This is a genomic window from Methanothermobacter tenebrarum (assembly GCF_003264935.1).
Taxonomy (GTDB): Archaea; Methanobacteriota; Methanobacteria; order Methanobacteriales; family DSM-23052; genus Methanothermobacter_A; species Methanothermobacter_A tenebrarum_A.
Map to the genome: position 1 here is coordinate 219,644 of NZ_QLOE01000001.1, position 19,288 is coordinate 238,931.

Consider the following 19,288-nt stretch of genomic DNA (forward strand, 5'->3'; position numbering starts at 1 on the left):
CACAAGATATATAGGGGGGAATAGGGCGGCTTCAAACGCTTGTAGAGAAAATGCCCTCTATGATCCCCCTTATAATAGAACTGACTATCCTTGGATCCTTTTTATGGGAATATAGAAGCCCAATCGCTGCTGATGGGATTAATTCACAGTTTTCCATGTCCTTTGAGGAAGTAACCAGCGCCTATGAGAGCCACGATGCCTATGACACCCAAGAGTGCATAGAATGGCATTTGACTCCCTGAACCTCCACTCTGTGATGCTGAAACTTCAAAAACTTTGCCAGTTTTCCCTGGCCCTCCACTTGAACTTCCTGCTGACCCAGCCGCACCTGCTGCAACCACTCCAAGTGTAGCTGTCCCAAAAGTTCCTACTCTCCCTGAAACTTGGCTTCCTGTTCCTGTAGTGCCCGTGTAACCCGGACTTGGCCCCGGAGCCCCTGGTGTTCCGGGTGTTCCGGTGCTTGCTTGTCCAGGAACAGTAATCCCAACTCCTGTAACAGCTCCGAATACACCCACAAACTTTTGAAGAGCCGCGGAATTTAACGATGAAACACTCACAATCCACTGATTAAACACAATATTACTACAAGTGTGGTGGCAACAGACAACACCATACTGGTTTGCAATTTCTATGTACTTGTCTACAAGTTTTGTTACCAACCCACTGTTACTTGGAGTCCATATACCGCGCCTATTGGCTTCAAGCACCCATCCAATCATTGACTGAACAGCAAAAGCCCCATAAGGTCCTGGAGCGCCAAATCTTGGCGTTAAAAGGTTTTCAGCCATTTGAGTCCATAATTGTTCACTTATAGAATTGCTGGTCACAGCTACTGCAAATGCATTTTTGTACCTTGAAGCATATTCCATCCAACCACTTGGAGAACTAAGAAGAGAATCCATGTATTTTGGATTAAGGAGCTGGGATCTTATCTCCAATTCAATTTCTTCCTTGATGCTCCTTGTGGCAATATTATTTTTGTTCCTTATATCCACAAGTGAGGTTTCTGGATTGCCACCTAATTGCCTTGAAGCTAGTAACATTCCACCAAACCAGTCATAGTAATCGTCTGTGTCGAGCAAACGCCAAGTACTGTCAAGATTTTGTGTCATGAGATCCATATTTTTGAGCAGATATTGGAAAGTCCCCTTGTTCTGCTGTATACTAATGCCAGTGGCTGTTGACTTCCAAGCATATGAAACCCTGGAAAGATAAACATCGGCAAGTTCACTTGTGGCCTCCCACTTTGAAGTGTTGGGTAGGAGATCTGAAACCCCTGTACCTTCAAGTACAAGCCCCCTAAGACCGAATACCCTGTCAAGGGACTGGCACTCATCATAGTGCCTTTTAACGTAATTTATGGTGTCATTAGCTGAAACTGCGAGTTCAACAGCCCTATTCATCAAATCTATCCATCCCTGGTATCCTGTGACAGCAGTTACGAAAACATCAACACGAGGCCTTTGCATTTCCACGCCATCAATGACTATCTTAAGCTCTGATGGGCTCATAAGAACAGGTTCTGGCTTCACATCACCATTAGAGTTCCACTCAGGCTTCACACCGAGCAAGTATAAGAATTCTGCTATTGCAAGACCGTCAGTCCGTAATAATTCCGTGCCCCACATGACCATCCCTACAAGCTCTGGGAACTTTCCATGAACCTTATAATAGTCTGCAAGTAACTTATCCACGATCTTTTTGGCGGTTTCCCATGCAGCCTTTGTTGGCATCTTCTTGGGGTTAGCAGCATAGAAGTTAACGCCTGTTGGCAATACGTCATTCCATGCAGGGTCCCCGGCCAATCCAGGCTCTACAAACCCGCCATTGAGTGCATCTAGGAGATTTTGCCATTCCTTATTTGCTCTGATTTTATTTATTGTATCATTTATGAATTCCAAGTCGTTAGCTTCGATACCCACTGGTATTGTACCATTTATTATACTCCTTATCCATTCTTTCGCTGTTTCCTTAATATTTTTCACTTCATCTTCATAGGAGGCGTCATTGGACATTTCAGGATAGCCTATTGCTATTGAAGGGTATAGTTTTCTTTTCACATTTTCGAGGAAATCTGACCTTGAGGATGTTATGGTGAAAACCTCTTCGACAAGTTCTTCTCCACTGAGGATTTTACCGAGACTGTGAAGTCCAAGGGGTATTATATCGTTTTCGATTTCATGTAACCTAAGATGGAGTTCTTCTAGAGCTTGTTTAAAGTCGTCTGACATGTTAAAGCCCAACTTTGAGGCCTTTGTTTTTATCCCATTTTCAAGTTCAGGGAGTATCTGCAGGTTACCTACTTTCAATGCGTTATTGTATTGGTGTATAAGATCGTGGATTTCGATAAGATCCCCATAGAGGCCACCTTGGACCATCGCAGGGGTCATGTGGTCTATTATAAGTGCATTGCTCCTGTCTTTTGCCACGAGTCCTTCACCAGGATTGGAGACAATGTAGGGGTAAATGTTCGGCAAGTTTGTGAGTTGGAATGGCCAGTCTTCCTCTGTTAGTCCTATCATGCGGCCTGGGAGCCATTCGAGTGTTCCGTGGGTTCCGAGGTGTATCATGGCGTTTGCTTTGAAGGTTTTTTCTATCCATTTGTAGAATGCTATGTATTGGTGGTGGGGTGGCAAGTATGATTCATGGTAGTTTTGCACTTCTTCCCATCCGCGGCTTGGCTGTATACCTATGAAGATGTTCCCTAGGATTATCCCTGGGATTACTATTGTCCCATTTATTGTCATCACTTCCCCTGGTGGCTCTCCCCATTTCATGATAACTTCTTCTTTCAGTTTTTCTGGGAGTTCATTGAACCATTTAAGATATGTTTCAAGGCTTATGAGTTGTCCGTTTTCTTCCAAGCTGGGTCTATGTTTTGAGAGGTATTGTTCGAGTAGTGGTTTTGCCCATGTACCTTTATTGCCACATTCTACCAATAGTGTGTAGAGTTCTTCTGGGGATGGGATATTGCCTGTTGTGTACCCTTTTTCTTTGAGTTTGATGAGTAGGTCGTGTAGACTTTGGAAGACGTCAAGGTAGGATGCTGTGAGCCCATCCTTTCCAGGCGGATAATTGTATACTATGATAGCCAATTTTTTGGTGTTGTTTTCAAATTCTTTTAATTTCGCCCATTTATCAGCTATGTTCACTATTTTTTTAACACCTGAATCTATTGGTATTTCGTCCATTGTACTTGGGTCTGTGTATGATACAACGATTGGTGAGAATACGCCTTCGAAGCTTGGTATTGTAACTTGCCATGTCCATTCGTATTGTGCTCCGAGGGGGTTGGTGAGACTTGAATTGTCATATAGTTGCACGCCTTTGATCACTGGAATATCCAGTATTGTAAGTTCTTGGAGCGCGCCTCCATTGGGGAGGTTGGCATAGTTCAAAGACCAAGAGTATAATGATATTATTGCATTTACGTCCCTTCCAAGGGCTTTGCCAGTTATAATTTCTTCTAGGAATGATGTTATAGGTGGATTAGTTGCACCCTGGTAGAGGCAGAAGGCGGCTCTCCCATTTTTTTCGGCTTCTCTGATTATTGCATCAACCACTGGGGATGGTGAGTAGCCTATCACGATAATGAATGGTCCTGTGATGTTTTTTGTCTGGTTGTACCATTTTCCGAATTCTTTGTAGAGGTTCAAGCGTTGTTCATTTGACCAGCTTGTATAGTTTTGGTCTATCCATTTTAGGCTGTCGTATGGTGGTGTCAGTCCAGGGTTTGTTTCTATCCAATTTTTTATCTGATCTCTTGTGGGAATGATCCCTGCCACGCCATAATCAGGATGGTATAATCCCCAGTCTGGGTTTGACATTATTGGCCCTTCACCATGCTCAACTGGGTTGTAATCTGTCTCGTTGAGGAGGTAGTATATGTATTTTATCATGTTTTCGAGGTTTTCTCTTGCTGCTGTTCCAGTGGCGAGGGCCCAATAACTTGCTATGTAGGTGTTTTCTATGGTGTCTGGTGTGTCGTTGGTGTCATTTCCTTTGAGTAGGTGTAGTCCTGTACCACCATAGGGGTCGTTGTCTGTGTCTGTGGGATAGCCGAATGCTGCTGCTATCATATAATTTTTGTTCGCAGGACTTCTGAGAAGGTATGGGTACCATGAGTCGCCCCATCCTGTGCCTGGCATTGCCATGTCAAGGTATGCGAAGTTCACATATTCTAGTATCCAATCATTGGCTTGGGAACTAGGATTCCACATGTCATGGTATATTATGCGTCTATTGTTTAATGATGCGAGTATCTTTGCTTTTTCCGGTGCTGAACTTATTATGGCGATATCTGGCATGAATGTATGGTTTATTGTGCAAGTTCCATGTATGGTGTATGTGACTTTTTTGTAGTTGAGGTAGGATATTTCCAATTCTACCGGTTTTGTCATGGGGGTGAATGCGATGGTATACTGGCCGTTTTTGTCGGTTTTTGTCTCATTTATGATTTTTCCGTTGTATTTTATTTGTATTGTTGCATTTTCGACTGGTATGGCATTATCTAGGCTTGTGTATGTTCCGTTTGTTTCATTGTAGATTTCTTTGATTTGGCCGTTAACTTCGGCGGCTGATATTGTGTTTATCATGGCGATAGTGATGAAAACTGAGATAATCAAAGTTAGTCTTTTCATGCTTTTTTCACCTCCTTTATTGTTTATTATAATAAATTAATATTTAAAGTTTACTTTAAATAATTTAAAGTTAAGTTGATATATTGTTCGTTAGTTTAAAAAGAGGATCGATAATATTATTTTAGCCATAAGCACATAACCTACTATAGAAGTTCTTGGAGGGATAATCCAGATGGAGATAAAAGTGGTAGAACTAGAATTTGAAGAAGACATAAATTTTATACTTGGTCAAAGCCACTTCATAAAAACAGTTGAAGACCTATATGAGGCTATAGTGAATACAGTACCCCATGCAAAATTTGGAATCGCATTCGCAGAGGCATCAGGGGATTGCCTCGTAAGACATGCAGGTAATGATGAAGAATTGGAAGAACTTGCAGCCGACAAAATGCTCGATATAGCGGCTGGACACTCATTCCTCATACTCTTAAGAAACGCTTTCCCAATAAACGTGCTTCAACGCATAAAAGATGTTCCAGAAGTTGTTAACATCTTCTGCGCAACAGCCAACCCAGTACAAGTACTCCTAGTCGAAACACAACAGGGCAGGGGGATCATAGGAGTAATAGATGGTGAAAGTCCACGTAAAATAGAAAAAGAAGAAGACATAATCCAGAGAAAACAATTCTTAAGGAAAATCGGCTACAAATTCTGAAACCCCCCCAAATTCTTAATAGGGTTTAGTCTGAAGTGTGTAATAACAAAATTTTATTAGATGACACTCTACATATGAGATCATGAAATTTTTGCAACTTGCAAAGGAAGGAAAAAATAACTGGTGGAGATACTTACTCACCATCATATTAACAAATCCTGGCATCTCAATAGGTACAATCATAGGTCTATTATCAATCTACATCCTATTTGATGTCACTAGCCTTCTATTCAATCTTGCTGGTTTACACCCTCCAATAGGAAGATTCCTCCAAGGATTCGCGGATCTTCTCTCCTATAATATTACAAGCGCATTCTTGATGCTGCTCCTATTCTTCTGCATGGTATCTATCCATAGAAGAGATTTTAAGAGCGTTTTAACAGCCCATGAACGCATAAAATGGTATAGGATCCTTAAGGGTTTTGTTGTGTGGTTTTCGATGCTTTTGATATTTCTCATTTTCAGTTTACCAGATCCTAACCTTAAGTTCACCTTTGATGGTGCGGTCTATCCATTACTTTTTATTATAAGCTTAACTATCTTCTTCCAGGCTGGTTTTGAGGAAATTTTTTTTAGAGGATACATCCTACAAGCCTTAAATTTGTTTTTGAAGAAACCCCCATTAGCCGTTCTAATATCTTCTATAATATTTGCCATTGGGCACTGGGGAAACCAGCTAACATTCGTAGGCAATCTTAACATCTTCATTGACACATTCATCTTCGCCATAGTAGTGGCAGTTATCACGGTATTAGAGGATGGTGTTGAAACAGCCATTGGCATCCACACTGCAAATAACATGTTTTGCGCACTCGTAGTAAATGATGGAACATCATCCTTCTATAAACCTTTACCATCACTTTTCACCGATTTTTCAATCCCACCTAGTCCCATTGAACAACTCTACTATTCAATTCTAATGAACGGAATCCTACTCGCAATAATAATCCTCCCCCAAAAATTAAATGTTCTAAAAAAGATAGCATTAAGATGAGGATGATATTATGGAAAAGGTAGTTTTTACCACGAAGACTAAAAAACTTGAAGTCAACCAGGATATAGTTAGGATGAAGGAAAAACAGAAGGGTACGTTATCCATAAAATTCAAAAGCCCAGATAAAAGTGAAATAGAAGAGATAATAAAATTCTTCGAGTCACTTACAGACATGGAACCCTTAACAATGAATATTGCGGATACTGGGGAGATAAAAGCCTACTTCAGGGGGACAGGTTCACTTGATACTATAAAAGAGGGGGAAAGAACCCTCCACGCCTACGAGGCCACAATACAAGAACTCATTGAGTAAATTATTCTCTGGTGAACCTTTCAAATATCTTATAAATATACTCAGGATCCTTGAATACATGGGTGTTCTTCATCCTAGATAATCTTTTAACGTGTTCAACATCCTCTTTTCTTATTTCAAGCGTTAGTATCTTCCCATTTGGTAATCTGGTCTCTGTCGTACCCTCTTCGAAATCTGTTGGCATGATATATACTGGCACTCCAGCTTTTTGCGCCATTATAGCCGCATTTGTTATGAGAGTGTCCGCTATTCTAAGTGATATCTTAGCAACACTATTAGAGGTGCAAGGTGCTATAAGAAGAAAATCATATTTACCTAACTGTACTTGACCTGCAAGGAATGGTGAATTAGCACTAATTTCAACCCATTTCTGGTCAAAATTTGTTTCAAGATCCTGATAGATCCCATAATATTTAACTACCTGGTCCCCTGACTTGGAAATGAAAACTTTAATCACAGCCCTGCCATCATAAATGTCCTTGATATCCTTCATAACCTCATAGGTTTCTGTTATCTTATCCCCTGCCCCTGTTATACACCAAGCAACATTCAATTTCACGGTTATCCCCCCACTATTTTTCCATCCAATATTTTTATGATCCTAGAGGCCATTGAAGCAACCCGAGGATCATGAGTCACCAACACTATAGTGACTTTATGCTCCCTATTCAACTCTTTAAGTTTCCTTAATATTTTCTTTTCCGTCTTTGAGTCGAGGGATCCTGTAGGCTCATCAGCTAATATTATGGACGGATCATTCGCAAGGGCCCTTGCAATAGCCACCCTCTGCCTTTCACCCCCAGAAAGCTCCGAAGGCAACCTATTTGCCTTGTCAACGAGTCCAAAGTACTCAAGCAACTCCATAGCCCTTTCTTCCATCATATCCTTGTATGGGCCCTCAAACATTGGTATTTCAACATTTTCAAGCGCTGTAAGATTTGGTATGAGATTGTGTAATTGAAAGATAAAACCTATCTTCCTGGCCCTGAAGCTGCTCAAATCTTTCTCTTTCATCAAATTTCGCCCAGCAACTTTTATCATCCCAGAGTCTGGCCTGTCTAGAGCTCCTATCATATTGAGGAGTGTTGATTTACCAGAACCTGACGGGCCCATTATAGAAATGAATTCACCATCATCTACTTGAAGGTTTACACCATCTAATGCTACTATTTTACCGTTATCAAAGGTTTTTTTAAGGTTTTTTATATCGATTATCATCTCCATCCCACTATTATTCGTATCTGAGGGCTTCTGTGGCTTCTAGTCTTGTGGCCCTGTATGCTGGGTAGAATCCTCCGAATATACCAACGAAGATTGCGACTGTAAATGCTTTGAGGAAGATCTCTGGAGTATAAACTGGTTTTATGAATCCTCCCATGTTGATGTGCATGAGTATTTGTATGGCTGCCACACCCATCAGGGATCCTACAACGGCTGCGATCAACGTTAAGATGAGTGATTCTCCAAGTATCATTGTAAGTATCTTCCTGTTTTTCCATCCAACGGCCTTAAGGACTCCTATTTCCCTTGTACGTTCAAATACTGACATTATCATCGTGTTAACCACACCTATACTCCCTATAATTACTGCGAGGAGTGATATGGCCCAGCTTGCCGCGTCAACAGTCTTAAGGCCCTGGTCTACACTCTGTAAGTCTTCTAGTGAGGCTATTGTCGTAAGGTTTTCCCCATATTTTTCTTCTATCTCTTCTTTGATTTTTTCTATGTTCACGTTTTTTTCTGCTTTCACATATATCATGGTGACTTTACCTTCCTTGTCTTCTATTTTTTGGAGTTTTTTTAGGGATATGAAGGATCCGCCATCTTCTTGGATGTTCCCTGATTCGAATATCCCCACTATCCTGTAATCTTCTCCTTTTATGTTGATTTTATCCCCTATTGTCTTGTTCAGTTTCTCTGCTGCCACTTTCCCTATTATGATCTCATCTTCTTCTTTGATACTTCTTCCCGATTTTATCTTTATTTGGCTTAAACCTATCTTTGAAGGGTCTATTCCTATAACTACAAAGTATGGATTGTCTCCTATGGGTTGTATTGATGTTAAGACGCCCACAGATTCTTTCACGCCACTAATATTATCCACTTTATCAGTGTAGTCTTCATCTATTGTGCTTAGGAACATGTCAGATACATTTGATTCTACGATGGTGAAATCCGCCCCACCAGCCCTGAGAGTCTCCTGTGTAGATTCTTTAAGTCCTTCTGTTATTATACCAAGGGCTACTATTGTAGCAATCCCGATAGCTATCCCTATAATAGCTAGTACACTCCTAATCTTGTTCCTGAAGGGATTCTTCAATATTAACTGGAGGAATTTCATAGAATTTCCTCTTTGAACACTCTCAAGGATTTTGAGAGTGCTGTTGACTCGGCCATCGCAGCTCCTATAAGGATTGCCAACAATATTTCATCTTTGGATGCTCCCAGACGCCTTGAAACTTTAATATGTGTTTTGAGGCAATGCTCTGATCCTAGGGCTGCCGCAGCCCCAACCCCTATGAGTTCCTTTGTAACTAATGGGAGGGCATCATTGGATAGTATGGTCTCCATTTTATTGTAATATGCTTTTAGGATTTGGGGTTCATCCTCTAAGACTTTGAATATTTCTGGGACGAAGCCAAAAAATTCTTCGATCTTGGCTAGGATTTCATCCAATTTTTTCATCTCCAATTTTTTCCTAGTCAGATTTTATATAATTAGGATAAGATAATTATTATTGGTTTGGTATTATGGATTATGGTAGTTGGATTATTATAGGTGCTGTGTGTCTTATTGGTGAAATGCTTACAACAGGTTTTTTCTTTTATGGTTTGGTATTGGCGCTTTTGTAGCTGCGGCGCTCAACTACTTTGGTTTCAACTTCACGATACAATTTGTTGCGTTCCTTTTGGTTTCGGGGGTTTTGCTTGGAGTATCAAGGCCTTTCGCCTCTAAGGTTTCAAAGGAGCCCCAGAGGAAGGCCGTTGCTGACAGGCTGATAGGACAAACAGCAACTGTAATAGAAGATTTTGAAGGACATGAGGGTCTTGTTAAGTTTGATGGCGAGATATGGTGTGCTAAATCCTATGATAGGATTAAAAAGGGTGATGAGGTCACCATAAAAGCCATAGATGGTGTTAAACTTATCGTGGAAAAAAAGGAGGATAATGTGAGGTGATCTAAAAATGGATCTTCTAAGCATAATAATAGTATTGGTGCTCCTGGTACTAGCATATAAGAGCATAAAAATCTTGAGACCCTATGAAAAGGGTGTTGTGGAAAGACTTGGTAAATATCAGCGAACAGTTGAAAGCGGACTAGTCATGATAATACCTTTCATTGAAAGCATAAAAAAGGTTGACATGCGAGAACAGGTAGTTGATGTACCACCCCAAGAGGTTATAACAAAAGATAATACAGTTGTAGTGGTTGACTGTGTAATATTCTATGAAGTGGTTGACCCATTCAATGCAGTATACAATGTTGTTGACTTCTACCAGGCAGTGACAAAACTTGCCCAGACAAACCTCAGGAACATAATAGGCGACCTCGAACTAGATGAAACATTAACATCAAGGGAAATGATAAACGCCCAACTAAGAAAAGTATTAGATGAAGCAACTGACAGATGGGGTACAAGGGTTGTCCGCGTAGAAATACAACGCATAGAACCCCCAAAGGACATTGTAGAGGCCATGTCCAAACAGATGAAAGCAGAAAGGATGAAAAGAGCAGCCATACTAGAAGCAGAAGGTAAAGCAGAAGCCATAAAAAAGGTTGCTGACGCGGAAAAATACAAGGAAGTGGCCTTGGCAGAAGGACAAGCAAAGGCCATACTCACAATATTCAAATCCATGCACCAAGGCAAACCAACCAACGACATAATAGCACTAAAATACCTAGAAGCCCTTGAAAAGATCGCGAATGGCCAAGCAACAAAAATACTCTTACCAATCGAAACAGCAGGGATCCTAGGCTCAATAGCAGGTATATCAGAATTGTTCAAAGAAAAAACCGAGAAACCCAAGATTACAGAAGAAAAGAATAAATAATACAAAAAACAACACAATAATATTGAGGTGCTGAAAAAATGAAAGAAGATATATTCTATGGTAAAGGAGTAGCCTATGCCAAAAAGGATTACCCAGAAATCTACAAGGCCCTAGTCGAACTAAACGAGGCAGTATACACAGGAAAAGCCCTAGACTATAAAACGCAGAAACTAATAGCCCTTGGCATAACAGCGGCGAAATCAGATGACAGAGCAGTGAAAAAACAGATAGAAAGTGCCATAAAAGAATTCAATGTTACAAAGGATGAAATAGTAGACGTACTACGGGTGGTGCTCCTAACCTCAGGAAACCCACCATTCACAAAAGCAATGAAAATACTCTACGAACTACTCGAAGAATAAATCCTAGACCCCAGGCGATAAGTATTTATAAGGGTAGCCTAATATCACCCTATTACTTTTTATTTTAACAAGAAAAAATATGGGGACCACTATTCTGGATTATTTATCCCCCTCAAATTCACCACTTTGGATGTGGCCCTTATGGGGGCTGAACAAAAAAATGAAGGTGGAAAAGGTCATGTATAAGTATATTAGGAAAGCATGGAAAACCCCAAAGGAATCATATGTAAGAGAGCTCATGTGGGAAAGAGTCCCTAAATGGAGAAGGCAAAAGGCGATCCAGAGAATAGAAAAGCCAACCAGACTCGACCGTGCAAGATCCCTCGGTTACAAGGCAAAAAAGGGATTCATACTTGTGAGGACGCGGGTAAGGCGCGGGAGCATGAGAAAAAGCCGATTCAAAGGCGGTAGACGACCCAAAAGGATGGGTGTAAGGAAGATAACAACAAAAAAGAGCCTCAAAAGGATAGCAGAAGAAAGAGCAGCCCGCAAATACCCCAACCTAGAAGTACTCAACTCATACTGGGTATGGGAAGACGGAAAATACAAATACTACGAAGTAATATTAGTTGATCCACATCACCCCAACATAAAAAACGACCCCAGAATAAACTGGATCCGCGAACAGAAAGGAAGAGCATTCAGAGGCCTTACAAGCGAAGGTAAAAAGAACCGAGGCCTCAGAAACAAGGGAAAAGGTGCTGAAAAGGTAAGATGATACATAACATATCCTATAGAGTAATGGTCCATGGAACAGAAGACGAAGAAAAGGTCATCAAAGCATTAAAGAACATACTACCCACAGCATCACCCCAAAGAGAAAAACTAGAAGGACACCATGGAAACCCACTAACACTCCTCAAAGGCAAAATCACAGACAAAAAAGCAATAAGAGACTTCACAGAAAGGATAAAACCCCTATTGGGAGAATTAGACATTGAAAGGCATGTCGACGAAGCAGGCAACCTATTCCTAAGATTAGACAAACAAAGAGCATACAATGAGGAATGGAAACTAGTAAAACATGGAGATTCAATCCATTTAAAACTTAAAATAGAAGCTTATCCAGCCCGTCAAGAAGTGGCTATAAAAAACATCAAGAAACTAATCACATGAAATTCTATGACCTCCACATCCAAGGGAAAAACTTCCAAGAAGACCAGAAATTACTCAAAGAAGCCCAAAGATTAGGTTATAGTGGAGCCGCCATCACATACTCAGACAAATCCTACAAAAAGGCTAAGGGGACATTCAAAAGATTAGAAGATGATTTTCAAGGTTTTGAGATCGTAAAAGCTGTTAATATAAGTGCAGAAACCCCAAGGCAGCTGAAAAAGAAAGTGGACAAATTCAGAAAAACAGCAGACATCATCATAGTAGAAGGAGGAAACCCAAAGATCAACAGAGCAGCCTGTGAAAACATCAGAGTCGACATACTATCAAAACCCTACCAAAACAGGAGAGACCCTGGGATAAACCATGTACATGCAAGGGCCGCGGCAGAAAACAATGTAGCGATAGAATTAAACACCAAGGACATTATAGTATCATATCTGAAAGTGCGCACCAGACTATTCGAATATTACAGGGATATAATCAAACTTCACAGAAAATTCCACTTCCCAATTGTGATAACCAGCAGTGCAACATCAACCTATGATCTCAGAACACCAAAAGACACAATAGCCCTTTTCAAATGTATCAACATGCAAGAAGACGAGATCATAGATGCACTATCAACAATTCCAAGATCGATCATAGAATTTAACAGACAAAGGGACTCCATGATAATCCTCGGAGCAAAAATAATCAAATAATAGGGGGATCCAATGAGATTAAAGATTCTCCCCCCAAGTTTAAGGGAACCCCAAAGATACCTCGCAGTTGAAATCATAAGCGAAAAACCACTAGAAAAAAATGATATAGTATCCATAATATGGAACGCATGTCTCAGATTACATGGAGAATGTGAAACAAGCAAATTCAAACCATGGCTTATAAGGGCATGGGAGCCTATAAAAGATGGTGAAAACTACAAACAGAAGTGTATAATAAGATGTAAACGCGGAGAAGAAGAGAAAGTGAGAGCCGCACTATCTTCCACATCTCAACATGACAATAGGAGGGTGGCCCTTCACACCATTGGAATCTCGGGTACAATACGCTCAGCAACACAAAAGTTTATTAAACTTAAATAAGAAAAAAATGATACAAAAAAATTCACTTTTATCCTATGTTCATAAAAAATGTATGAGAGGTTATATAAATGCAACCACTCCAAAGCGCAGGATATGATCGGGCCATAACAGTTTTCAGCCCCGATGGTAGGCTATTCCAAGTGGAATATGCGAGGGAGGCTGTTAAAAGAGGCACGACATCACTAGGTGTTAAATCAAAAGAGGGTATAGTGTTAGCAGTTGATAAAAGACCCACAAGTAAACTTGTAGAACCGAAATCAATAGAGAAAATATTCCAAATAGACGAGCATATAGGCGCGGCTACCTCAGGTTTAGTAGCTGATGCGAGGGCTATAATAGAAAAGGCCAGACTAGAAGCTCAGATAAATAGGATAACATACAATGAGCCCATAAGAGTGGAGAGCCTAGCTAAGAAGATATGTGATATGAAACAACTCTACACACAACACGGTGGTGTGAGACCCTTCGGAACAGCCCTGATCATAGGAGGAGTCAATGGAAAAGGATGCCGACTATTCGAAACAGACCCCAGCGGAGCCCTAATAGAATACAAGGCAACAGCAATAGGCGCTGGAAGACCAATAGCAATGGAAGAATTCGAGAAGAAATACCGCGACGATCTAACCCTAGAGGAAGCTATCAACCTAGCCTTGGATGCAATATACGAGGCCACAGAAGGTAAAACCACACCTGAAAGTGTTGAAATAGCAATAATCGATGCAAAGGATAAAAAATATAGGAAATTATCAGATGATGAAATAAGAGACCATGTTGAAGAACTCCTAATAAGGAAGGAAAAGGAGGAAGAAGAGGAGTAAGGATGGTAAGCCTCGAGGATGCTGTTATAGCCCGCCTGGAGTCCCATGGGGAGAGATTCGAGATACTCGTGGACCCTGACCTGGCCGCTGAATTCAGAAAGGACGAATCAAAAGTTGATATAGAGGATATATTAGCAGTCCAAGAAGTGTTCAAGGACGCCAGGAAAGGGGATAAAGCATCCGAGGAGACCATGCGCAAACTTTTTGAAAGCGACGATCCACTTGAAGTCGCCAAGATAATACTCAAGAAGGGGAGCATACAACTCACAGCAGAACAGCGAAGACAGATGATAAAGGACAAACAGAAGAAGATCATTAACAAGATAGCCAGGGAAGCTATAAACCCACAGACAGGTCTCCCACACCCACCCAAGAGGATAGAAAAGGCCATGAAAGAAGCTAAGGTTCATGTTGACCCTTTCAAGACGGTAGATGAACAAGTTAACATAATCTTAAAAGCTATTCGCACTAAGATACCTATAAAATTTGAGAAGGTTAAAGTAGCCATTAAGATCCCCGGCGAAACCGCCGGCCCAGTTTATGGTATTATCTCAAATTTTGGTAAAATACTTGAAGAAGAATGGCAAAAAGACGGATCATGGATAGCCATCGTAGAAATACCCGGAGGACTCCAAGACAGCTTTTACCAGAAAATGAGTGAAATGACAGGCGGCCAAGTCGAAACAAAACTCCTCAAATAAACTTCTTTTTCCTCCTATTCTATAAAAGTTTGGGAAGGGAGGCATGACTATTTGATATTAGTAAAGGATAAGGACATAGTGGTACCAGGTGAAATACTAGCCAAGAACGACTATTATCCTGGCAGGGGAACATTTAAGGAGAACAATAAGATATGTTCATCCCATGTAGGCTTGGTATCCATAAGGAACAAACAAATAAGCGTCATACCCCTTGTAAGTAAATATATTCCAAAGAGGGGAGATGTTGTCATAGGTGAAATAACAGATATAAGATTTTCGATGTGGGGATTAGATATAAATTCCCCATATGCAGGTTTCCTACCAGCCTCAGAAGTTTTTGGAAAAGAAAAAAGGGGCCTTGAGAACATATTCAATATTGGAGACGTTCTCTTTTTAAAAGTAGTGGATGTTGACGAGGTTAAAAAGGTCAAACTAGGCCTAAAAGGCAGAGGACTTGGAAAATTCAAGGGAGGAGTCCTCGTCTATATAACACCTAGTAAAGTCCCTCGTCTAATCGGTAAAAGAGGATCCATGATAAACATGATAAAAGAAAAAACACGCTGCGATATCGTAGTAGGACAAAACGGGGTAGTATGGGTGAAAGGAGACCCTGAAATGGAGAAAATAGCCCGAAAGGTCATACTAATGATCGATAGAGAAGCTCACACATCCGGGCTCACCGATAGGGTGAGAGACACCCTCATAGAGCTTATAAAATCTGGAAAAGGAAATGAAAAGATTAAGGGGTGATTATTATCATCACACCAGATGAATTCAAAAGCGTATCAGAGGCTGCCAGAGAAGATGGAAGAGCACCAGACGAAATCCGACCATTAAAAATCGAAGCAGGAATACTTGAAAGAGCTGATGGGTCATCATACCTTGAACTGGGTGGTAACAAGATACTAGTGGCAGTATACGGTCCCAGGGAGGCTCAGATAAAAAAATTACAAAGACCGGACAGGGCAGTTATAAGATGCAGATACAACATGGCACCATTCTCAGTAGAGGAAAGAAAAAGACCAGGACCAGACAGAAGATCCGTTGAAATATCCAAGATAACAGCAGAAGCCCTAAGACCGGCTCTAATTTTGGAAAAGTTCCCAAGGTCAGTTATAGACGTTTTTATAGAAGTGTTGGAAGCAGAAGGCGGTACAAGATGCGCAGGTATAACAGCAGCATCAGTAGCCCTTGCAGACGCTGGCATGCCAATGAAAGATATGGTAGTGGCTTGCGCAGCAGGTAAAGTGAACGGTAAAATAGTCTTAGACTTGTCAGAGGAAGAGGATAAACGTGGAGAAGCAGACATGCCAGTAGCCATCCTACCACGCAACAAGGAAATAACACTACTACAAAGCGACGGTAACCTCACACAAGAAGAATTCGAAGAAGCCCTAGACCTTGCGATAAAAGGATGCCTAAAAATAAACAAAGTACAAAAAGAAGCCCTAAAAAGGAAATATGGTGAATAAAAATGGACATAGTACCCGAGATCACCCGCGAAAATATAATCAACCTCATAAACAAAAAAGAAAGAACTGACGGAAGAGCACTAGACGAATTCAGGGAAATATTCATAGAAACAGGAATTATAACAAAAGCGGAAGGCTCAGCTAGAGTAAAACTTGGCAACACCCAACTAATAGTAGGTATCAAACCCCAAATCGGAGAACCATTCCCAGACACTCCAAACATGGGCATTATCATAACAAATTCAGAATTACTACCAATGGCATCACCAACATTCGAACCAGGACCACCAGACGAAAGATCAATCGAACTCTCAAGGGTCGTGGACCGCTGCATAAGGGAAAGCGACATGCTCAACCTAGAAAAATTATGTATAGTGGAAGGTAGCAGTGTATGGCTACTATTCATAGACTTGCACATCATAGACTACGACGGAAACTTATTTGATGCAGCAGTACTAGCGACAGTAGCAGCACTAAGAGACACAAAACTCCCCACAGCAAAAATAGAAGAAGACGAAATAATACTAGATTATGAGAACCTAAAACCATTACCCCTTGAAAACACGGCACTAATGTGCACATTCGCAAAAATAGGAGACCAAATGGTACTAGACCCATCCCTAGACGAGGAAGAAATCCTCACAGCAAGACTATCAATAGGAATGCGATCAGACGGCACAATCTGCGCCATGCAAAAGGGGGGAGAAGGATCCCTAACCAAAGAAGACATCCTAGAAGCCATAAAAATTACAAAAGAGAAAATACCCCAACTCATAGAAGAACTAGACAAAATCATACCACAAAACAAGGTGATCTAAGATGGCAAGAACCAAAAAAGTAGGTATCACAGGAAGATTCGGGCCACGTTACGGCAGAAAAGCCAAAAGAGTTGTGAAAAAGATCGAAGAACAGATGAAAAAGAAACACATCTGCCCATACTGTGACAGGCCCGGAGTCAAAAGAATAAGCACAGGCATATGGAAATGCAGAAAATGCGGGGAAACATTCACAGGAGGAGCATACTTACCCTCCACTCCAATGGGCAAAACCGCAACACGCCACATAAAAAGGATAACAGGAGGCCAATAAATTGTATAGATGCGCGAAGTGCGGAGCCCAAATCGACCTGAAAAAATACATGGAAAACAAATGCCCAAAATGCCGCTACAGGATACTATTCAAGGAAGTCCCACAAGTTAAAAGAACAATAAAAGCAAGATAAATGTTATTAACAACCTCCAGAAAACCTTCACAACGGACAAGATCGTTCTGCCAAAGACTTAAAAAAGCCATGGGATGCCCCTACATAAACAGGGGGAAAATGAATATCCAAGAAATCCTACAAAAGACAATAGAACACAAAGAATCAACACTAGCCATAGTATCTGAGAAACATGGAAACCCCAGCAAAGTAACATTCTATAATACAAGAGGAGAAGAGATAGGATACATGACAATAAACGTAGCAATCCCCAAAAACCTTAAAACAAGACCAACAAAGAAAATAAAAGGGCCCATAGAGAATATAAGATTACTAAAAGGCCTGATACCATTCGAAGAGGGTGCTGGGTGGGATTTCTGGCTTGTAAAACCGGCCCATGGTAGATATAATATGATAATGGAATTATACCATGAAAAGAAACCAACAGGATTTAAAATATTCATAAAGAGAATCCATCTAGAGGATTAATGATGAAACCCCAAAGAATCCAAGGAGAATTCCAGATACAACTAGAAGAAGCCGCCCATATAATATGGAAAGCAATAAAACCAGAAATAGAAAACTCACCATCCACCAGATCAAAAATGAAAATAAAACTAGAAGATGATACAATAATCTTAAAAATAGAATCAAAGGATTCAACAGCATTTAGAGCCGCTATGAACTCAACCCTAAGATGGATAAAACTCGCATATGATATAATAAAACTCGAAAAAGGTGATAATTTATGGAACTCCCAAAAAACATCCAACACCAACTAGCCCAGTTCCAACAATTACAACAACAAGCACAGGCAATCTCACTACAAAAACAGACAGTAGAAAGACAAATCCAAGAAACCCAAAGAGCACTAGAAGAACTCTCAAAGGCAGAAGAAGACGCTGACATATATAGGACCGCAGGCAACCTCCTTATAAAAGCAAAAAAAGAAGAAATAGAAGAAGAATTATCAGACAAACTCGAAACCTTAAAATTGCGCGAAAAAACCATACAAAGGCAAGAAGAAAGGGTTATGAAAAAATTACAGGAAATGCAAGTCAACTTACAAGAAGCCATGAAAAGCGCCGGCCTAAAACCAGGAACGGGAGGCGCGACCTAAATTCTCCTATTTTCCCCCGGGGTGAAAAGCCGTCTTGAAAAAACTAACAAAAGAAGACTCTGATAAAATAGCCAAGCTCCTATCAACAACAATAGAAAAATTCATCTTTTCAAAGATCTCCAAAAAGGAGATAAGAGACATAGACATCACAATAGTCCTAGACTATGAAAAGGGCCTAGATGTTGACATCTCCATTGAATTAATCCCCTATGAATCTTCAAAAATCGAACCCGAGATAGTTAAGGAAGCCATTAACCTAGCCTACAAGGAACTAGACCAACACATCCAACATTTGGATGCTCCCCCATAACATTTAGACCTCCCTAGCAATATTTCCCATTCATCTCATTCACCCTGGGATCTTGACTACTGATATCATCAAGGCGAAATAACATCACTTTAATTTTTTGAATACTAACCCCTCCGGGTTTAAACTATGATGATAAAATAATACTTTTTAGTAGTAATATATTTATATAGGATGGTACTAAATTGATAGGGTGAAGACTCCCTCCTCTAATATGCCAACACCCAATCTGAGGGGACGCTAAAAAAAATATTGTGGGAGCCGATATAACAATCCTTTTCGCTCAAAAAAATATTCCAATAGTCCCCTCAGCCTTCCTCCCCTAATTATTAATAAAATTAAAATAGAAAATCTTAAATACCATATCATAAAAATATTATCCATAATATAAGTAGAAAAAAGAGTATGATAAAATTTTTCCCTCCTAACAATTAGATCCCCATGCACCTCCCCCC

General features: G+C 40.5%; 27 protein-coding genes. 21 read left to right on the forward strand and 6 right to left on the reverse strand.

Annotated elements, in window-relative coordinates:
* Positions 1-143: 143 nt before the first annotated feature.
* Complete coding sequence (locus DPC56_RS01325) at positions 144-4,640, reverse strand: cobaltochelatase subunit CobN (protein WP_181454350.1); 4,497 nt, start codon at positions 4,638-4,640, stop codon at positions 144-146.
* A 172-nt stretch (positions 4,641-4,812) separates the two neighbouring features.
* Here DPC56_RS01325 and DPC56_RS01330 point away from each other — a divergent pair, with 172 nt between their 5' ends.
* The 3 genes from DPC56_RS01330 (at position 4,813) to DPC56_RS01340 (ending at position 6,602) form a co-directional block, all read left to right on the forward strand.
* Positions 4,813-5,295, forward strand: a complete 483-nt coding sequence (locus tag DPC56_RS01330; protein ID WP_112093253.1) for an adenosine-specific kinase — start codon at positions 4,813-4,815, stop codon at positions 5,293-5,295.
* A gap of 82 nt (positions 5,296-5,377) precedes the next feature.
* Positions 5,378-6,289: a CPBP family intramembrane glutamic endopeptidase gene (locus tag DPC56_RS01335; RefSeq protein WP_112093254.1), complete on the forward strand. Its 912-nt coding sequence runs from the start codon at positions 5,378-5,380 to the stop codon at positions 6,287-6,289.
* A gap of 10 nt (positions 6,290-6,299) precedes the next feature.
* Positions 6,300-6,602 (forward strand): hypothetical protein, encoded by a 303-nt coding sequence (locus DPC56_RS01340; protein ID WP_112093255.1) that lies wholly within the window; start codon positions 6,300-6,302, stop codon positions 6,600-6,602.
* A 1-nt stretch (position 6,603) separates the two neighbouring features.
* Here the strand turns inward: DPC56_RS01340 and afpA are convergent, their stop codons facing one another.
* From afpA to DPC56_RS01360, 4 genes are read right to left on the reverse strand one after another with little or no spacing between them, the layout of a single operon-like run.
* Positions 6,604-7,167: an archaeoflavoprotein AfpA gene (afpA, locus tag DPC56_RS01345; protein WP_112093256.1), complete on the reverse strand. Its 564-nt coding sequence runs from the start codon at positions 7,165-7,167 to the stop codon at positions 6,604-6,606.
* Positions 7,164-7,826, reverse strand: coding sequence for an ABC transporter ATP-binding protein (locus DPC56_RS01350; RefSeq protein ID WP_112093257.1), 663 nt, complete (start codon positions 7,824-7,826; stop codon positions 7,164-7,166). The genes afpA and DPC56_RS01350 overlap by 4 nt, the downstream gene beginning before the upstream one ends.
* A gap of 7 nt (positions 7,827-7,833) precedes the next feature.
* The gene (locus tag DPC56_RS01355) at positions 7,834-8,943 is read right to left on the reverse strand and encodes an ABC transporter permease (RefSeq protein WP_112093258.1); all 1,110 of its coding nucleotides are present in this window, start codon (positions 8,941-8,943) and stop codon (positions 7,834-7,836) included.
* Positions 8,940-9,287 carry a carboxymuconolactone decarboxylase family protein gene (locus DPC56_RS01360; RefSeq protein WP_245923809.1) on the reverse strand — a complete coding sequence of 116 codons (348 nt, stop codon included), beginning with the start codon at positions 9,285-9,287 and terminating at the stop codon, positions 8,940-8,942. The genes DPC56_RS01355 and DPC56_RS01360 overlap by 4 nt, the downstream gene beginning before the upstream one ends.
* Before the next feature lie 238 nt (positions 9,288-9,525).
* On the opposite strand from DPC56_RS01360, the gene DPC56_RS08385 reads away from it, so the two are divergent.
* From DPC56_RS08385 to DPC56_RS01450, 18 genes are all read left to right on the forward strand, one after another.
* Positions 9,526-9,780, forward strand: a complete 255-nt coding sequence (locus DPC56_RS08385) for an NfeD family protein (RefSeq protein WP_245923810.1) — start codon at positions 9,526-9,528, stop codon at positions 9,778-9,780.
* Between the two features lie 7 nt (positions 9,781-9,787).
* Complete coding sequence (locus tag DPC56_RS01370) at positions 9,788-10,654, forward strand: SPFH domain-containing protein (protein WP_112093260.1); 867 nt, start codon at positions 9,788-9,790, stop codon at positions 10,652-10,654.
* Positions 10,655-10,692: 38 nt separating this feature from the next.
* A complete protein-coding gene (locus DPC56_RS01375; protein WP_112093261.1) occupies positions 10,693-11,016 on the forward strand; it encodes a carboxymuconolactone decarboxylase family protein in 324 nt (107 codons plus the stop codon).
* Between the two features lie 178 nt (positions 11,017-11,194).
* Positions 11,195-11,734, forward strand: coding sequence for a 50S ribosomal protein L15e (locus DPC56_RS01380; RefSeq protein ID WP_112093302.1), 540 nt, complete (start codon positions 11,195-11,197; stop codon positions 11,732-11,734).
* Positions 11,731-12,132: an RNA-binding domain-containing protein gene (locus DPC56_RS01385; protein ID WP_112093262.1), complete on the forward strand. Its 402-nt coding sequence runs from the start codon at positions 11,731-11,733 to the stop codon at positions 12,130-12,132. Before DPC56_RS01380 ends, DPC56_RS01385 begins: the two co-directional genes overlap by 4 nt.
* The gene (rnp3, locus tag DPC56_RS01390) at positions 12,129-12,833 is read left to right on the forward strand and encodes a ribonuclease P protein component 3 (RefSeq protein ID WP_112093263.1); all 705 of its coding nucleotides are present in this window, start codon (positions 12,129-12,131) and stop codon (positions 12,831-12,833) included. The genes DPC56_RS01385 and rnp3 overlap by 4 nt, the downstream gene beginning before the upstream one ends.
* A gap of 12 nt (positions 12,834-12,845) precedes the next feature.
* Positions 12,846-13,214 (forward strand): Rpp14/Pop5 family protein, encoded by a 369-nt coding sequence (locus DPC56_RS01395; RefSeq protein WP_112093264.1) that lies wholly within the window; start codon positions 12,846-12,848, stop codon positions 13,212-13,214.
* Positions 13,215-13,282: 68 nt separating this feature from the next.
* Positions 13,283-14,032, forward strand: a complete 750-nt coding sequence (gene psmA / locus DPC56_RS01400) for an archaeal proteasome endopeptidase complex subunit alpha (protein ID WP_112093265.1) — start codon at positions 13,283-13,285, stop codon at positions 14,030-14,032.
* Positions 14,033-14,034: 2 nt separating this feature from the next.
* Positions 14,035-14,733: a ribosome assembly factor SBDS gene (locus DPC56_RS01405; RefSeq protein ID WP_112093266.1), complete on the forward strand. Its 699-nt coding sequence runs from the start codon at positions 14,035-14,037 to the stop codon at positions 14,731-14,733.
* Between the two features lie 51 nt (positions 14,734-14,784).
* Complete coding sequence (gene rrp4 / locus DPC56_RS01410) at positions 14,785-15,483, forward strand: exosome complex RNA-binding protein Rrp4 (RefSeq protein WP_112093267.1); 699 nt, start codon at positions 14,785-14,787, stop codon at positions 15,481-15,483.
* Complete coding sequence (gene rrp41, locus DPC56_RS01415; RefSeq protein WP_112093268.1) at positions 15,480-16,205, forward strand: exosome complex exonuclease Rrp41; 726 nt, start codon at positions 15,480-15,482, stop codon at positions 16,203-16,205. Before rrp4 ends, rrp41 begins: the two co-directional genes overlap by 4 nt.
* A 2-nt stretch (positions 16,206-16,207) precedes the next feature.
* Positions 16,208-17,023 carry an exosome complex protein Rrp42 gene (gene rrp42, locus DPC56_RS01420; protein ID WP_181454351.1) on the forward strand — a complete coding sequence of 272 codons (816 nt, stop codon included), beginning with the start codon at positions 16,208-16,210 and terminating at the stop codon, positions 17,021-17,023.
* Position 17,024: 1 nt separating this feature from the next.
* The gene (rpl37A, locus tag DPC56_RS01425; RefSeq protein WP_112093270.1) at positions 17,025-17,294 is read left to right on the forward strand and encodes a 50S ribosomal protein L37Ae; all 270 of its coding nucleotides are present in this window, start codon (positions 17,025-17,027) and stop codon (positions 17,292-17,294) included.
* A gap of 1 nt (position 17,295) precedes the next feature.
* Positions 17,296-17,427 (forward strand): DNA-directed RNA polymerase subunit P, encoded by a 132-nt coding sequence (locus DPC56_RS01430; RefSeq protein ID WP_112093271.1) that lies wholly within the window; start codon positions 17,296-17,298, stop codon positions 17,425-17,427.
* Entirely contained in the window at positions 17,428-17,895 is a 468-nt protein-coding gene (locus DPC56_RS01435) for a ribosomal biosynthesis protein (protein ID WP_146737603.1), read from the forward strand.
* Positions 17,896-17,897: 2 nt separating this feature from the next.
* Entirely contained in the window at positions 17,898-18,188 is a 291-nt protein-coding gene (locus DPC56_RS01440; RefSeq protein ID WP_181454352.1) for a KEOPS complex subunit Pcc1, read from the forward strand.
* Positions 18,155-18,526 carry a prefoldin subunit beta gene (locus DPC56_RS01445; RefSeq protein ID WP_112093274.1) on the forward strand — a complete coding sequence of 124 codons (372 nt, stop codon included), beginning with the start codon at positions 18,155-18,157 and terminating at the stop codon, positions 18,524-18,526. The genes DPC56_RS01440 and DPC56_RS01445 overlap by 34 nt, the downstream gene beginning before the upstream one ends.
* 34 nt (positions 18,527-18,560) lie before the next feature.
* Complete coding sequence (locus tag DPC56_RS01450; RefSeq protein WP_112093275.1) at positions 18,561-18,836, forward strand: DUF3194 domain-containing protein; 276 nt, start codon at positions 18,561-18,563, stop codon at positions 18,834-18,836.
* A 237-nt stretch (positions 18,837-19,073) separates the two neighbouring features.
* On the opposite strand, the gene DPC56_RS08310 is transcribed toward DPC56_RS01450, so the two are convergent.
* Positions 19,074-19,288: hypothetical protein (locus DPC56_RS08310; RefSeq protein ID WP_220084801.1), on the reverse strand; the 215-nt coding region annotated here is incomplete at its 5' end.

Excerpts from the sequence above, each read along its gene's own strand:
- DPC56_RS01325 (WP_181454350.1), bottom strand. The coding sequence starts at position 4,640 with ATGAAAAGACTAACTTTGATTATCTCAGTTTTCATCACTATCGCCATG.
- DPC56_RS01330 (WP_112093253.1), top strand. The coding sequence starts at position 4,813 with ATGGAGATAAAAGTGGTAGAACTAGAATTTGAAGAAGACATAAATTTT.
- DPC56_RS01335 (WP_112093254.1), top strand. The coding sequence starts at position 5,378 with ATGAAATTTTTGCAACTTGCAAAGGAAGGAAAAAATAACTGGTGGAGA.
- DPC56_RS01340 (WP_112093255.1), top strand. The coding sequence starts at position 6,300 with ATGGAAAAGGTAGTTTTTACCACGAAGACTAAAAAACTTGAAGTCAAC.
- DPC56_RS01350 (WP_112093257.1), bottom strand. The coding sequence starts at position 7,826 with ATGGAGATGATAATCGATATAAAAAACCTTAAAAAAACCTTTGATAAC.
- DPC56_RS01355 (WP_112093258.1), bottom strand. The coding sequence starts at position 8,943 with ATGAAATTCCTCCAGTTAATATTGAAGAATCCCTTCAGGAACAAGATT.
- DPC56_RS01360 (WP_245923809.1), bottom strand. The coding sequence starts at position 9,287 with ATGAAAAAATTGGATGAAATCCTAGCCAAGATCGAAGAATTTTTTGGC.
- DPC56_RS01370 (WP_112093260.1), top strand. The coding sequence starts at position 9,788 with ATGGATCTTCTAAGCATAATAATAGTATTGGTGCTCCTGGTACTAGCA.
- DPC56_RS01375 (WP_112093261.1), top strand. The coding sequence starts at position 10,693 with ATGAAAGAAGATATATTCTATGGTAAAGGAGTAGCCTATGCCAAAAAG.
- DPC56_RS01380 (WP_112093302.1), top strand. The coding sequence starts at position 11,195 with ATGTATAAGTATATTAGGAAAGCATGGAAAACCCCAAAGGAATCATAT.
- DPC56_RS01385 (WP_112093262.1), top strand. The coding sequence starts at position 11,731 with ATGATACATAACATATCCTATAGAGTAATGGTCCATGGAACAGAAGAC.
- rnp3 (WP_112093263.1), top strand. The coding sequence starts at position 12,129 with ATGAAATTCTATGACCTCCACATCCAAGGGAAAAACTTCCAAGAAGAC.
- DPC56_RS01395 (WP_112093264.1), top strand. The coding sequence starts at position 12,846 with ATGAGATTAAAGATTCTCCCCCCAAGTTTAAGGGAACCCCAAAGATAC.
- psmA (WP_112093265.1), top strand. The coding sequence starts at position 13,283 with ATGCAACCACTCCAAAGCGCAGGATATGATCGGGCCATAACAGTTTTC.
- DPC56_RS01405 (WP_112093266.1), top strand. The coding sequence starts at position 14,035 with ATGGTAAGCCTCGAGGATGCTGTTATAGCCCGCCTGGAGTCCCATGGG.
- rrp42 (WP_181454351.1), top strand. The coding sequence starts at position 16,208 with ATGGACATAGTACCCGAGATCACCCGCGAAAATATAATCAACCTCATA.
- rpl37A (WP_112093270.1), top strand. The coding sequence starts at position 17,025 with ATGGCAAGAACCAAAAAAGTAGGTATCACAGGAAGATTCGGGCCACGT.
- DPC56_RS01435 (WP_146737603.1), top strand. The coding sequence starts at position 17,428 with ATGTTATTAACAACCTCCAGAAAACCTTCACAACGGACAAGATCGTTC.
- DPC56_RS01440 (WP_181454352.1), top strand. The coding sequence starts at position 17,898 with ATGAAACCCCAAAGAATCCAAGGAGAATTCCAGATACAACTAGAAGAA.
- DPC56_RS01445 (WP_112093274.1), top strand. The coding sequence starts at position 18,155 with ATGGAACTCCCAAAAAACATCCAACACCAACTAGCCCAGTTCCAACAA.